General features: G+C 72.6%; 2 protein-coding genes and 1 pseudogene. All 3 read right to left on the bottom strand.

The genetic code is table 11. The annotated features are described in order from the left end of the window. Positions 1-32: 32 nt before the first annotated feature. Positions 33-4,826 carry a type I polyketide synthase gene (locus tag HNR67_RS16175; RefSeq protein ID WP_456064364.1) on the bottom strand — a complete coding sequence of 1,598 codons (4,794 nt, stop codon included), beginning with the start codon at positions 4,824-4,826 and terminating at the stop codon, positions 33-35. A 23-nt stretch (positions 4,827-4,849) separates the two neighbouring features. After that, positions 4,850-15,712, bottom strand: coding sequence for a type I polyketide synthase (locus HNR67_RS46840; protein ID WP_456064363.1), 10,863 nt, complete (start codon positions 15,710-15,712; stop codon positions 4,850-4,852). After that, positions 15,707-15,790: pseudogene (locus tag HNR67_RS46835) on the bottom strand (polyketide synthase docking domain-containing protein); the annotation flags it as partial. The pseudogene HNR67_RS46835 and the gene HNR67_RS46840, both read right to left, overlap by 6 nt. Between the last annotated feature and the right edge of the window lie 27 nt (positions 15,791-15,817).

Raw genomic sequence — 15,817 nt, 5'->3', positions numbered from 1 at the left:
TAGCCATCATGGTCTCCACAAGCTCGGTCAGGTCAGGAGTCGGAGCCCTGCAGGGCCAGGCGCACCAGGTCGTCGGCGTCCATCTCGTCGATGGTCTCGCCTTCGTCCACAGTGGACTCAACTGCACTGGGGTCGCCGTCGGCCAGGCGCAGCAACGCGTCCAGCAGGCCGGCGTCCCGGATTCGGGACAGCGGAAGGGCGGCCAGGGCGGCCCGGATCCGCGTTTCGGACTCGTCGGCGCCCTCGACCGCGGGGAACAGCTCGGCGCGCAGGAACTCGGCGAGCACGGTGGGCGTGGGGTGGTCGAAGGCCAGGGTGGCGGGCAGCCGCAGGCCGGTGGCCGCGGTGAGCCGGTTGCGCAGTTCCACCGCGGTCAGCGAGTCGAAGCCCAGTTCGCGGAAGGCGCGGCCGGGGTCCACCGCCTCGCCGGTGTCATGGCCGAGCACCCCGGCCACCTGGGTGCGCACCAGGTCGACCAGCGCGCGCCGCTGCTCCAGCGGGGAGGCGGTGGCGAGTCGCTGGGCCAGGCCGGAATCGGTCTCCGGTTCGGTCTCGGCGAGCAGGGCCTTGACCTCGGGCAACTCGCCCAGCAGCGGGCTGGGGCGGACCGAGGTGAAGGTGGGTGCGAACTTGGTCCAGTCCATGTCCGCGATGGCGATGACGGTCTCGTCCTCGTCCATGGCCCGCTGCAGGGCGGCGATGGCCAGGTCGGGGCGCATTTCCAGGATGCCGCGGCGGCGCAACTGCTCCCCCGCGTCGCCCTCGGCCATGCCGCCTTCGGCCCAGGCGCCCCAGGCCACCGCGAGCGCGGGCTTGCCCTGTGCGCGGCGGTGCTGGGCGAGGGCGTCCAGGTAGGCGTTGCCCGCGGCGTAGCCGGTGTGCCCGGCGCTGCCCCAGACCCCGGAGTTGGAGGAGAACAGCACGAAGGCGTCCAGGTCGCCTGCGAACTCGGCCAGGTGCGCGGCTCCGGCGATCTTGACCGCGGTGACCTCGGCCAGTTCGTCCTGGGTGGTGTCGGTGACGGCGGTGGCCTGCGGGACGCCGGCCACGTGCATGATCGCGGTGACCGGGTGCCGGGCGAGCAGCTCGCGCACGGCTTCGCGGTCGCTGATGTCGCATGCCTCGATGGATGCCTTGGCGCCCAGCTCGCCGAGTTCGGCGGCGAGTTCGAGCGCGCCGGGGGCCTCCGGGCCGCGGCGGCTGGTGAGCACCAGGTGGTCGGCGCCGTTGCGGGCCAGCCAGCGGGCCACCTGGGCGCCGATCGCGCCGGTGCCGCCGGTGACCAGCACGGTCCCGGTGGGCTGCCACTCGCGTTTGGTGGCGCCGCGCGGGGCGTGCGCCAGGCGGCGGGCCAGGATGCCGTTGGCGCGCACCGCGAGCTGGTCCTCCTCCCCCGCACCGGCCAGCAGCGCGGTGAGGCGGTGGATGGCCTGTTCGTCGGCGTTGCCGGGCAGGTCGATCAGGCCGCCCCAGCGGCGGGCGTGTTCGAGTGCGGCGACCCGGCCGAAGCCCCAGACCTGGGCGGCCACCGGTTCGCGGACCGGGTCGGCCGGTCCGGTGCCGACCGCGCCACTGGTGACGGTCCACAGTGGAGCGTCGACGGCGGCGTCGCCGAGGGCCTGGGTGAGGGTGACGGTCAGTCGCAGCCCCCTGGACACCTCGGGGTGGGCCGAGGTGTCCAGGCCCAGCAGGGAGAGAACCCCGCTGGGCGCCACGGGCAGGGTGGCGAGCTGCTGGGCGAGCCCGGCGCGGTCAACGCGGTCGAGCACCAGCTCGGCGACGTCGGCGCCACGAGCGCGCAGTGCGGCCGAAACCGCGGTGGTCAAGGGGTGGTTCTGTTCGGGGAGAACCAGGAGCCAGGTGCCGGTCAGCGGCGCGGCGGCCGGTTCGGTCAGCTGCTGCCAGGTGACCCGGTACCGCCAGCCGTCCACAGTGGACTGTTCGCGGCGCTGCCTGCGCCAGGCGGTCAGTGCGGGCAGCACGCCGCTGAGCGACTCGGTGCCGGTGCCCAGGGTGCCGGCCAGGCCGTCCAGGTCCTCGTTCTCCACCGCGGTCCAGAACTCGGCGTCGGCCGGGTCGGCGGCCACGGCGGTGTGCTCGGGTTCGAGCCAGTACCAGCGGCCCTGGAAGGCGTAGGTGGGCAGGTCGATCCGCTGCGCGCCGGGGAAAGCCGGGCTCAGGTCGACCGGCAGGCCGCGGGTCTCGGCCTCACCGAGGGAGAGCAGGAACCGGTCCAGGCCGCCCTGCTCACGGCGCAGCGAACCGACCGCGACGGCTTCCAGGTCGGTTAGGGTTTCCTGCACGCCGAAGGTGAGCACCGGGTGCGGGCTGGCCTCGACGAAGAAGCGGAAGCCGTCCTGGGCGAGCAGCCGGGTGGTCTCGGCGAAACGCACGGTCTGGCGCAGGTTGGTGTACCAGTACTCGCCGTCCAGCTTCGCGGTGTCGATGACGGCCGCGGTGACGGTGGAGTAGAAGGGGATGTCCGCGGTCTTCGGCTCCAGTCCACTGAGGACGTCGAGGAGTTCGGTGCGGATGGTTTCCACGTGCGCGGAGTGCGAGGCGTAGTCCACCGGGATCTTGCGCACCCGGATGTCATTGGCCTCGCAGTCGGCGAACAGCTCGTCCAGGGCGTCCGGGTCACCGGCGACCACCACCGAGGCGGGGCCGTTGTGCGCGGCGACCGAGATCCTGCCGTCCCAGCGGGCCAGCCGGTCGGCGGCCTGGTCGCCGGAGAGCGCGACCGACATCATGCCGCCCTTACCGGCCAGCGCGCGGATCGCCTTGCTGCGCAACGCGACCACCTTGGCGGCGTCGCGGAGCGAGAGCGCGCCGGAGACGGCGGCGGCGGCGATCTCACCCTGGGAGTGGCCGACGACCGCGGCGGGTTCGACGCCGTAGGAGCGCCAGAGCGCGGCCAGGGAGACCATCACGGCCCACAGTGCGGGCTGCACGACGTCGACCCGGTCGAAGCCGGGGCCGTTGCCGCGCAGGACTTCCAGGAGATCCCAGTCGGTGAACTCGGCCAGGGCCTGGGCACAGTCGGTGAGCCGGTCGGCGAAGACCGGGGCGGTGTCGAGGAGTTCGAGGGCCATGCCCTGCCACTGCGAGCCCTGGCCGGGGAAGACGAAGACGATCCGGCCGTCCACTCCGGACACACCCTGCACCAGTGCGTTGTCGGGCATGTTCGCAGCGAGGGCGCCGAGTCCGGCGCGCAGTGCGTCCCGGTCGCCGGTGGCCAGCAGCGCGCGGTGGTCGAACCGGCTGCGGGTGGCGGCCAGGGAGAAGCCGAGGTCGTTCAGGGAGACGCCGGGGTTGTTGTCCACGAAGGACAGCAGGCGCTCGGCCTGGCCGCGCAGGGCGTCGGCGCCGCGGGCGGCGAGCAGGATCGGCGACACGGTGGTCGCGACCGGTTCGGCCGCAACGGTTTCGACGGCCGGGGCCTGTTCCAGGATGGTGTGCGCGTTGGTGCCGCTCATGCCGAAGGAGGACACCCCGGCACGGCGCGGCTGCCCGGTGTCCGGCCAGTCCAGGCTCTCGGTGAGCAGCGAGACCGAACCGGCGGACCAGTCCACGTGCGGGGAGGGCTCGTCCACGTGCAGGGTCTGCGGCAGCACCCCGTTGCGCATCGCCATGACCATCTTGATCACACCGGCGACGCCCGCGGCGGCCTGGGTGTGCCCGATGTTGGACTTGACCGAGCCGAGCCACAGTGGACGGTCGCGGTCCTGGCCGTAGGTGGCGAGCAGGGCCTGGGCCTCGATCGGGTCGCCGAGCGAGGTGCCGGTGCCGTGTGCCTCGACCACGTCGACCTGGGCCGGGGTGAGGCGGGCGTCGCCGAGTGCCTCGGCGATGACCCGGCGCTGGGACGGGCCGTTGGGCGCGGTGAGGCCGTTGGAGGCGCCGTCCTGGTTGATCGCGGTGCCGCGGATGACCGCGAGGATCTGGTGGCCGTTGCGCTGGGCGTCGGAGAGCCGTTCCAGCACCAGCATGCCAACGCCCTCGGCGAAACCGAAGCCGTCGGCCGCGGCGGAGAACGGCTTGCAGCGGCCGTCGGCGGCGAGTCCGCCCTGCCGGGAGAACTCGACCAGCGAGTTGAGGCTGGACATCACGGTGACGCCGCCGGTGAGCGCGAGCCCGCATTCGTTGTTGCGCAACGCCTTGACCGCCAGGTGCAGGGCGACCAGCGAGGAGGAGCAGGCGGTGTCCACGGTGAGGGCCGGGCCCTCAAGGCCGAGGGTGTAGGCGACCCGGCCGGAGACGAAGCTGGTGGCCGCGCCGGAGAGCAGGTGGCCCTCCAGGTGCTGCGGGGACTGGTCCAGACCCGGGGTGTAACCGGAGAACCACGCTCCGCTGAACACCCCGGTCCGGCTGCCGCGCAGGGAGTTCGGGTCGATGCCCGAGCGCTCGAATGCCTCCCAGGAGGCTTCCAGGATCAGCCGCTGCTGCGGGTCCATCGCGAGGGCTTCCCGCGGCGAGATGCCGAAGAAGCCGGCGTCGAACTTGCCCGCGTCGTAGACGAATCCGGCCTCGCGGGCGTAGTAGGTGCCCAGGTTGTCCGGGTCGGCGTCGTAACGCCCTTCCACGTCCCACCCGCGGTCGGCGGGGAACCCGCCGACCGCGTCACCGCCAGTGGAGACGAGGTCCCACAGGGATTCCGGACTGTCGACCCCGCCGGGCAGGCGGCAGCTCATGCCGATGATGGCGACGGGCTCGTGCCCGGCCTCCTCGACCTCTCGGAGCTTCTTGGTGGTGCGGTGCAGGTCGGTGGTGACCCGCTTGAGGTACTCGCGGAGCTTCTCTTCGTTCGACATCAAGCCCATCCCCAGTTTTCGTACTCCGCGAGTCCGTCCTAATCGGACTGTCCGAACTCCTTGTCGATGAAGTCGAACAGGTCGTCATCGGAGGCGGACTCGATTGCCTCCGTGTCCTCTTCCGGCCCGGTGACCCACCTGGCCGCCAACGCCTTGAGCCGGGGGGCGATCGCGGAGATGTCCGCGGGCGCCACCATGGCCAGTGCCGCCTCCAGCCGTTCGAGTTCGGCCAGCAGCGGGGCCGCGGCAGGCTCGTCGGGCAGGAGTTCGGCTCGCAGGAGTTCCGCGAGCGCGAGTGGGGTCGGGTAGTCGAAGACCAGCGTGGCCGGCAAGCGCAGCCCTGTGGCCGCGTTCAACCGGTTCCGCAGTTCGACCGCGGTGAGCGAGTCGAAACCAAGCTCCTTGAAAGCCCGGTCGGCTGTCACCGCGTCCGGCCCGGCGTGTCCGAGTACGGTGGCGACGTTGCCCCGCACCAGGTCCAGCAGTGCCCGGTCCCGCTCCGCCGCGGGGAGCCCGGTCAGCCGCTGCACCAGGGCAGACACTCCGGCGGTCGCCGATCCGGCCTCCGCGGTCCTCCGCGCCGGGTTCCGCACCAGCCCCGTGAGCAGGGTGGGCACGGATCCCGTCTGTCGCAGGACCGCGGTGTCCAGGCCCATCGGCACCAGCACCGCCTCGTCAAAGTTAAGTCCGGCGTCGAGCAGCGCCAACCCCTGTTCTGAAGACAGGGGGGTCATGCCCGATCGGGCCATCCGCCCCAGTTCGGCCTCGTCCAGATGGCCGGTCATGCCACTGGCCTGCGCCCACAAACCCCAGGCCAGGGCCTGTCCGGGTACCCCTTGTGCGCGCCGGTGGGCGGCCAGGCCGTCCAGGAAGGCGTTGGCAGCGGCGTAGTTGGCCTGACCGGCCCCGCCGAAGGTGGCCGAGGCGGAGGAGAACAGCACGAAGGCGTCCAGGCCGGAGGTCAGCTCGTGCAGGTTGATCGCGGCGTCCACCTTGGGCCGCAACACCTTCGCCAGCCGCTCGGGGGTGAGCGCGGACACCACGCCGTCGTCCAGCACCCCTGCGGCGTGGATCACACCGGTGAGGGGATGTGCCGCCGGGACGCTGTCCAGCAGTGCTGCCAACGACTTCCGGTCGGCGGCATCACAGTTTTCGATGCGAACGGATGCGCCAAGTTCTCTGATCCGCGCGGCCAACTCGTTGGCACCGGGTGTGTCCAGGCCGCGACGGCTGGTGAGCAACAGGTGCTTGACGCCGTGCCGGGTGACCAGGTGCCGGGCCAGCAGCGCACCCAGGGTGCCGGTGCCGCCGGTGATGAGCACGGTGCCCTCGGTGCGCAGGCCGCGCGGGATGGTGAGCACCAGCTTGCCGACGTGCTTGGCCTGGCTGAGGAAGCGGTAGGCGTCCTTGGCCCGGCGCAGGTCCCAGGTGCGCACCGGCAGCGGTCGCAGCACCCCCTGCTCGAACAGGGGTCGCAGTGCGGCGAAGATAGCCGCGATCCGGTCCTCGCCCGCGTCGGTGAGGTCGAAGGCGCGGTAGGTCACACCCGGGTGGTCGACGGCGACCAGGTCGGCGTCGCGGACATCGGTCTTGCCCATCTCCACGAACCGGCCGCCGCCGGGCAGCAGCCGCAGCGAGGCGTCCACGAACTCCCTGGCCAGCGAGTCCAGCACCACATCGACACCCCTACCGCCGGTGACCGCGCCGAACTCGGCCTCGAAGTCGAGGGTGCGGGAGTTGGCGATGTGGTCCTCGGCCAGGCCGAGGGCGCGCAGGGTGTCCCACTTGCCGGTGCTGGCGGTGCCGAAGACCTCGGCGCCCCAGTGCCTGGCGAGTTGCACGGCGGCCATGCCCACGCCACCGGCGGCGGCGTGCACGAGCACCTTCTCGCCGGATTTGAGGCCGGCGAGGTCGTGCAGGGCGTAGTAGGCGGTGAGGAAGACCACCGGCACGGAGGCGGCGGTCTCGAAGCTCCAGTCCGCCGGGATCTTCGTGACCAGGCGCTGGTCGGCGACCACGTAGGGGCCGAAGGCACCGGCCAGCAGGCCCATCACCCGGTCCCCTGGCCGGAGATCGGTGACGCCGGGGCCGACCTCGGTGATCACGCCCGCGCCCTCGGTGCCCATGAGCGCCTTGTCCGGGTACATGCCCAGGCCGATCAGCACGTCGCGGAAGTTGAGGCCCGCGGCGTGGATGGCGATCCGGACCTGGCCCTCGCCCAGGGGTTCGAGGACCTCGGGGCAGGGCAGCAGGGCGAGGTTCTCCAGGGTGCCCTCACCGGCCACGTCCAGGCGCCAGGCGTCCGCGCCGGCAGGTGCGATCAGCGCGTCGGTGCTGGTGGCCCTGGCCAGCCGGAAGGCGTGGGTGTGCCCGGCACGCAGGGCGAGTTGGGGTTCGCCGGAGTGCAGGGCGGCGGGCAAGGCGGCGTAGGAGTCGTCGGCCTCGTCCAGGTCCAGCAGCTGGAAGCGGCCGGGGTTCTCGGACTGGGCCGAACGGAGCAGTCCCCAGACCGCGGCGCCTGCCAGGTCGGTGACGTCCTCCCCGGACTGGGCGGCGACCGCGCCCCTGGTCACCACGACCAGGCGGGCGTCGGCGAGGGCGTCCTGGGCCAGCCAGCCCTGCACGAGTTCCAGGGCGCGGCGGGTGGCCGCGTGGGTGGCCTCGGTGCGCGGGCCGTTGATCGCGGGGAAGGCGACCAGGGTCAGCTCGGGTGCGTGCTCGGCCAGGTCGGTCAGGTCGAGGTGACTGGTGACCGTGCTGCCGCTGCTGGCCAGTGCGGAGCCGACCTTGAGGTCGTCCCGGCCCAGTACCGCGACCGGGCTTGGCTCATCGGGTGCGGTGAGTCCACTGAGGACTGTCCACTCCAGCCGGAACAGGTGGTCCAGGCTGGTGTCCCTGGTGGCGAGTGCGTCGGCGCTGACCTGGCGCAGCTGCAGGGATTCCACCGCGGCGACCGGGGCGCCGGTGGGGTCGGCGACGGTGATGCTGATCGCGTCCTCCCCGGCGGCGGAGAGGCGGACCCGGAGTGCGGTGGCACCCTCGGCGTGCAGGGTGAAGCCGTTCCAGGCGAACGGGAGCCGCGGGGTTTCCGGGTCGGCGAAGAAGTCGCCGAGGCCGATGGCCTGCACGGCCGCGTCCAGCAGTGCCGGGTGCAGGCCGTAGCGGCCCGCGTCCTCGGCCTGTGGCAGGGCGACCTCGGCGTAGACCTCGGTGTCGGTGCGCCAGGCCGCGCGCAGGCCCTGGAAGGCGGGGCCGTACTCGTAGCCGCGGTCGGCGAAGCGCTGGTAGATGTCCTCGACCGGGATCGGGGTGGCCCCGGTCGGCGGCCAGGTGGTGAGGCTCTCCGCCGGGCTCTCGGTGGTGCCGAGCAGGCCGCTGGCGTGCCGGGTCCACGGCTGGTCCGGGTCGGCGGAGTCCGGGCGGGAGTGCAGGGTGAGCGTGCGGGTGCCCGCGTGGTCGGGGGCGCCGAGCACGAGTTGCACGGCCACGCCGCCGGTGGCGGGCAGCAGCAGCGGGGCTTCCAGGGTCAGTTCGTCCAGGCGGCGGCAGCCGACCGCGTCCCCGGCGTGTCCGGCGAGTTCGACGAAGGCGGTGCCGGGCAACAGGATCGTGCCGGACACGGCGTGGTCGGCCAGCCACGGGTGGGTTTGCAGCGAGAGCCTGCCGGTGAACAGGAAGCCGTCGCTGTCGGCCAGGGCGACGGCCGCGCCGAGCAGCGGGTGGTCGGCGTTGTGCAGGCCGATCGACCCGGCGTCACCGGCCCGGCCGGAGCCCGGTCGCGGCCAGTAGCGCTGCCGCTGGAAGGCGTAGGTGGGCAGGGTGAGCAGGCGGCCGTCGGCGATGCGCGGGGTGAGGTCGATCCGGTGGCCGCGGACCTGGAGTTCGGCCAGGGACAGCAGGAACCGTTCCAGGCCACCGTCCTCGCGACGCAGGGATCCGGTGGCCACGCCCTGCTCGCCGAGGATCTCGTTGAGGCCGAAGGTGAGTACCGGGTGCGGGCTGGTCTCCACGAACGCGGTGAAGCCCTGCCCGGCGAGTCCGCGCACGACCTCCTCGAACCGGACGGTCCGGCGCAGGTTGGTGTACCAGTACTCGGCGTCCAGCGCGACGGTGTCGATCAGCTCGCCGGTCACCGTGGAGTGGAACGGGATCTCGGAGCTGCGCGGGTCGAGTCCACTGAGGACGGTGAGCAGCTCGTCGCGGATCTGTTCGACGTGCGCGGAGTGCGAGGCGTAGTCCACCGGGATCTTGCGGGCCCGGATGCCCTCGGACTCGCACTCGGCGAACAGTTCGTCCAGGGCTTCGGGGTCACCGGCGACCACGATCGCGGTGGGCCCGTTGACCGCGGCCACCGAGATCCGGCCGTCCCAGCGGGTGAGGCGCTCTTCGACCTCGGCGATGGGCAGTGGCACGGACATCATGCCGCCCTTGCCGGCCAGGGCCCGGATGGCCAGGCTGCGCAGCGCGACCACCTTGGCCGCGTCCCGCAGCGACAGTGCGCCGGAGACGGCGGCGGCGGCGATCTCACCCTGCGAGTGGCCGATCACCGCGGCGGGTTCGACGCCGTAGGAGCGCCAGAGTGCGGCCAGGGAGACCATGACCGCCCACAGCGCGGGCTGCACCACGTCGACCCGGTCGAAGCCGGGGCCGTTGCCGCGCAACACCTCGAAGAGGTCCCAGTCGGTGAACTCGGCCAGCGCGGCAGCGCAGTCGGCCAGTCGCTCGGCGAACACCGGTTCGGCCTCGGCGAGGTCCAGGGCCATGCCCAGCCACTGCGAACCCTGTCCGGGGAAGACGAACGCGACCTTGCCCGGGGCCCCCGCCAGGCCCTGGACCAGGGCGCCGGAGGGCTCGTCCTGGGCCAGGGCGGCGAGCGCGGCCCGGAAGTCGGCGCGTTCGGTGGCCACCAGCACGGCGCGGTGCTCGAACCCGCCGCGCTGCTCGACCAGCGAGCGGGCCACGTCCACCGGTGCCGAGCCGGGGTGGTTGTCCAGGAAGTCGAGCAGGCGTTCGGCCTGGCCGCGCAGGGCTTCCGGGGTGCGGGCAGCGAGGGGCCAGGACTGCGGACCGTCCACTGTGGAGTGCTCGGCGGAGTCCTCGGCGGGGGCTTCCTCCAGGATGGCGTGCGCGTTGGTGCCGCTCATGCCGAAGCTGGACACACCAGCACGCCGCGGTTCTCCGTTGCTGGGCCAGTCCTGGGCCTCGGTGAGCAGGGAGACCGCACCGGCGGACCAGTCGATCTGCGGGGACGGCGCGTCCACGTGCAGGGTCTTGGGCAGCAGGCCGTGCCGCATGGCCAGGACCATCTTCATCACGCCCGCGATGCCCGCGGCGGCCTGGGTGTGCCCGATGTTGGACTTGAGGGATCCCAGCCACAGCGGGGTTTCCCGGTCCTGCCCGTAGGTCGCGAGCAGGGCCTGCGCCTCGATCGGGTCACCAAGCGTGGTGCCGGTGCCGTGTGCCTCGACCACCTCGACCTGCCGGGCGGACAGCCCGGCGCTGGCCAGCGCCTGCCGGATGACCCGCTGCTGGGCGGGGCCGTTCGGCGCGGTCAGACCGTTGGAGGCGCCGTCCTGGTTCACCGCGCTGCCACGAACCAGGGCCAGCACCGGGTGTCCGTTGCGGCGGGCGTCGGAGAGTCGTTCGAGCACCAGCATGCCGGCGCCCTCGGCGAGGGCGAAGCCGTCCGCGGCGGCCGCGAAGGCCTTGGACCGGCCGTCCCTTGCCAGTCCACGCTGCCTGCTGAACTCGAAGAACATGTCCGGGGTGGACATGATCGTGACCCCGCCCGCCAGTGCGAGGGAGCATTCGCCGTTGCGCAGCGCCTGCGCGCCCAGGTGCAGTGCGACCAGGGAGGCCGAGCAGGCGGTGTCCACCGTCATCGCCGGGCCTTCGAGGCCGAGGGTGTAGGAGATGCGGCCGGAGAGGATGCTCGCGCCGTTGCCGATGGCCAGGTAGCCGTCGAAGTTGTCCGGACCGTCCAGCAGCAGTGGCGCGTAGTGCTGGCCGTTGGTGCCGGCGAACACGCCGACCGGCTTGCCGCGCAAGGAGTCCGGGTTGATGCCTGCCCGCTCGAATGCCTCCCAGGAGGTTTCCAGCAGCAGCCGGTGCTGCGGGTCCATCGCGGTGGCCTCGCGCGGGGAGATGCCGAAGAAGGACGGGTCGAACTCGTCGGCCTGGTGCAGGAAGCCGCCCTCGCGGGTGTAGGAGCGGCCGGTGCGTTCCGGGTCGGGGTCGTAGAGGCCGTCCAGGTCCCAGCCGCGGTTGGCCGGGAAGCCGGAGATGGCGTCCACGCCCTCGGCGACCAGGCGCCACAACGCTTCCGGGCTGTCAACGCCGCCGGGGAAGCGGCAGGCCATGCCCACGATGGCGATCGGGTCGTCGTCGTGCACCACGACCGTGCTGGCCGCGGCCTCGGCGCTGACCCCGATGATCTCGCCGCGCAGGAACTCGGCGAGCACCGTGGCGGTCGGGTAGTCGAAGACCAGCGTGGCCGGGAGCTTGAGCCCGGTGGCGGTGTTGAGGCGGTTGCGCAGGTCGACCGCGGTCAGCGAGTCGAAGCCGAGTTCGCGGAAGGCCCGGTTGACGTCGACCGATTCCGGCGAGGGGTGTTCGAGCACGGCGGCGAGCTGGGCCCGGACCAGGTCGAGCACGGCCTGCGCCTGGTCCGCTTCGGACAGTCCGGCCAGCCGCTGGGCCAGCGGGGAGCCGGTCTGCTCGGCCTCGGCCGCCTCGGCCAGGAGTTCGGCGACCTGGGGCAGTGCGGACAGCAGCGGGCTGGGCCGGGCGGCGGTGAAGCCGGGGTGGAAGCGGGACCAGTCGATGTCGGCGATGGTCACCGCGGTCTCGTCGTGGTCGAGCACCTGGCGCAACGCGGTCAGCGCGGCGGCCGGGGCCAGTGCGCGCACCCCGCGTCGGCGCAGCTGCTCGCCGAGGGCGTCGACGGTGGTACCGCCGTCCCACGGGCTCCAGGCGATCACGTTGGCGGGCAGGCCGTTGGCCCGCCGGTACTCGGCCAGCGCGTCCAGGTAGGCGGATCCGGCGGCGTAAGCCCCCTGGTTGCCACCACCCCAGACCGCGGCGACCGAGGAGAAGAAGATGACCGTCTCGGCCTCGACGGCGAGGGCTTCGACCGCGAGCAGGTCGGCGGTCTTGGCCGCGACTACGGCGGCGAACCCGGCCAGGTCAGTACTGTCCACTTCGGACGGTGCGACCACCGGCGGGGCGTGCAGCACGGTGCTGACGGGGTGTTCGACGAGCACTTCGGCGAGCTGGTCCAGGGTGGTGACCAGCGCGGTCGTCCCCAGTTCGGCCAGCTCCTCGGCCAGGCCGGGGGCCGCGCCGGGCAGTACCAGCGTGGTGACGCCCTGGCTCGCCAGCCAGCGGGCGGCCTCCGCGCCAAGGGGTTCGGCGGCGCCGGTGACCAGCGCGGCCGGGCCGGGCTGCCAGCCGCGGGCGGGCTGGGCGGTGAGCGGGGCCGGGGTGAGGCGGCGGCCGAAGAGTCCGGCCGGGCGGAGCGCGACCTGGTCATCGGCGCCGGTCAGCGCGGCGGCCAGGTGTGCGCCGGTGCGCTCGTCGAGGGACTCGGGCAGGTCGAGCAGGCCGCCCCAGCGCGCGGGGTGTTCCAGTGCGACCACCCGGCCGAAGCCCCAGACCTGGGCCTGCACCGGACTGGTGAGCGTGTCCGTGCCGCCGATGCCGACCGCGCCGCGGGTCAGGCACCACAGCGGAGCGGCGGCTCCGGTGTCGCCGAGGGCCTGGGTGAGTTGCAGCGTGCGGGCCAGGCCCGCGCTCAGCTCCGGGTGCTCGGGGTGTGCGGTCTCGTCCAGAGCCAGCACGGAGATCAGTCCGGCGGCCTCGGCGATGCCCGCGCTGGTCAGGGTGTCCGCGATGGTGCCGCGGTCGCCGTGGATGTCGATCTCGGTGACCTGTGCGCCGTGCGCGGTGAGCGCGGCGACCAGCCCACCCGGCACCGAACCGGCGTGTGCGAGCAGCCAGTTCCCGGTCAGGGTAGGGGCGGTAGGGGTGCTGAGCGGGGTCCAAGTGACCCGGTAGCGCCAGCCGTCCACCGCGGCGAGTTCCTTGCGCTGGCGGCGCCAGCTGGTCATCGCGGGCAGGACCTCGCTGAGCGGGGTGCTGCCTTCGACGGACAGGGTGGCGGTGACCGCGTCCAGGTCGGCGCGGTCCACCGCGGCCCAGAATCCGGCGTCGGCGGGGTCGGCCGCGGCGGCCGGGGCGAGCGGTTCCAGCCAGAACCGCCTGCGCTGGAACGGGTAGGTGGGCAGTTCGCGGCGGCGGGCGCCGGAGTTGGCGAAGACGACCTGCCAGTCCAGTTCCAGGCCGCCGACGTAGGCCTCGGCCAGCGAGGTGAGGCAGCGGGTGAGGCCGCCCTCCTCGCGGCGCAGCGAGCCGACCACGATGGCCTCGCTGCCCGCGGCGTCCACGGTGTCCTGCACGCCGACGGTGAGCACCGGGTGCGGGCTCATCTCGATGAAGAACCGGTAGCCCTGTTCGACCAGGCCACCCACGGTGTCCTCGAACCGGACGGTCTGGCGCAGGTTGGTGTACCAGTACTCGGCGTCCAGCGCGGCGGTGTCGAGCAGCTCGCCGGTCACCGTGGAGTGGAACGGGATCTCGGCGGACCGCGGCTGGATCGGGGCGAGCACCTGGAGGATGTCGTCCCGGATCTCCTCCACGTAGGCGGAGTGCGAGGCGTAGTCCACCGGGATCTTGCGGGCCCGGATGCCCTCGGTCTCGCATTCGGCGAACAGCTCGTCCAGCGCGCCGGGTTCACCGGCGACCACCACGGAGGCTGGTCCGTTGACCGCGGCGACCGAGATCCGGCCGTCCCAGCGGTCGATGCGGGTCTCGACCTCGGTGCGCGGCAGTGGCACGGACATCATGCCGCCCTTACCGGCCAGCGCCCGGATCGCCTTGCTGCGCAACGCCACCACCCGGGCGGCGTCCTGAAGGGACAGTGCGCCGGAGACCGCGGCGGCGGCGATCTCACCCTGCGAGTGGCCGACCACGGCGGAGGGGTTGACCCCGAAGGAGCCCCACACCGCGGCCAGGGACACCATCATCGCCCACAGCGCGGGCTGCACCACGTCGACCCGGTCCAGGGTGGGTGCGCCGTCCTTGCCGCGCAACACATCCAGCAGGGACCAGTCGGTGAACTCGGCCAGCGCGTCCGCGCATTCGGTCATCCGGGCGGCGAACACCGGCGAGGAGTCGAGCAGTTCCAGGGCCATCCCGGCCCACTGCGAGCCCTGGCCGGGGAAGACGAAGGCGACCTTGTCGCTGGGGCGGGCGTTGCCCTGCACCAGGTTCGACGCGCTGCCGCCCTCGGCGAGGGCATGCAGTGCGGTGCTGAAGCCGTCCCGTTCGGCGGCGATGACCACGGCGCGGTACTCGAAGGCGCCGCGGCCGGTGGCCAGCGAGTAGGCGGTGTCGAGCACCGAGAGGTCCGACTCACCGTCCACAGTGGACTTAAGTCGGCGGGCGGTCTCGCGCAGTGCCTCGGGGGTGCGGGCGGACAGCAGCCAGGGCAGCACCTGCGGATCTGCCGAGCGCTCAACGGGTTCGGGTTCCGGCGCGGCTTCGATCACGGCGTGCGCGTTGGTGCCGGAGACGCCGAAGCTGGACACCGCGGACCGGCGTGGCCGTCCGGTCTCCGGCCACGGCTGGGCCTCGGTGAGCAGCGAGACCGCACCGGCGGACCAGTCGATCTGCGGTGAGGGCTCGTCCACGTGCAGGGTTTTGGGCAGCAGACCGTGGCGCATGGCCATGACCATCTTGATGATGCCGCCCGCACCTGCCGCGGCCTGGGTGTGCCCGATGTTGGACTTGAGCGAGCCCAGCCACAGCGGCAGTTCGTCGTTGTGTTCCTGGCCGTAGGTGGCCAGCAGTGCCTGTGCCTCAATGGGATCGCCGAGTTTGGTGCCGGTGCCGTGTGCCTCGACCGCGTCCACGTCGGCGGCGGTGAGTCCGGCGTCGGCCAGTGCCTGGCGGATCACGCGTTGCTGGGAGGGACCGTTGGGGGCGGTCAGTCCGCTGCTGGCGCCGTCCTGGTTGACCGCGGTGCCGCGCACCACGGCGAGGATCGGGTGGCCGTTGCGCTGCGCGTCGGAGAGCTTTTCGAGCAGGATCATGCCCGCGCCCTCGGACCACGACGTGCCGTCCGCGGCGGCGGCGAAGGACTTGCACCGGCCGTCGGGGGCCAGGCCCCGCTGCCGGGAGAACTCCACGAACGCGGCCGGGGTGGCCATCACCGCGACGCCACCGGCCAGCGCCAGGCTGGTCTCACCCTTGCGCAGTGAGCGGACCGCGAGGTGCAGTGCGACGAGTGAGGAGGAGCAGGCAGTGTCGATGGTGACCGAAGGCCCTTCCAGGCCAAGGGTGTAGGAGACCCGGCCGGAGACCACGCTGCCGGAGCTGCCGGTGGCGAGGTAGCCCTCGACGCCCGGCGGGACCTCGTGCATGCGGGGCGCGTAGTCGTGGTACATCAGGCCCGCGTACACGCCGGTCTTGCTGCCACGCAGGGATTCCGGGTTGATCCCGGCCCGCTCGAACGCCTCCCAGGAGGTCTCCAGCAGCAGCCGCTGCTGGGGGTCCATGGCCAGGGCCTCGCGCGGGGAGATGCCGAAGAAGTCCGGGTCGAACTCGTCGGCCTCGTGCAGGAACCCGCTTTCGCGCACGTACGCGGTGCCGGAACGGTCCGGATCGGGGTCGTACAAGCCATCCAGGTCCCAGCCGCGGTTGACGGGGAACGGCGAGATGCCGTCCCCGCCAGCCGCGACCAGGTCCCAGAGTTGCTCGGGGCTGGTGACTCCGCCGGGGAACCGGCAGGCCATGCCGATGATCGCGATCGGCTCCTGGTCACTGGACTCCAGCTCGGCCACCCGGCGCCGCGCGTCGCGCAGATCCACGGTGGCCCGCCGGAGGTAGTCCAGGAGCTTCTGCTCGTTTTCGTTCGACACTGCCCTCAGCCCCCAAAGCCGATACGG

Source organism: Crossiella cryophila, assembly GCF_014204915.1.
GTDB classification, from domain to species: domain Bacteria; phylum Actinomycetota; class Actinomycetes; order Mycobacteriales; family Pseudonocardiaceae; genus Crossiella; species Crossiella cryophila.
Note: the sequence above shows the minus strand (reverse complement) of the source record. Positions and strands in the feature narration are given on the sequence as shown.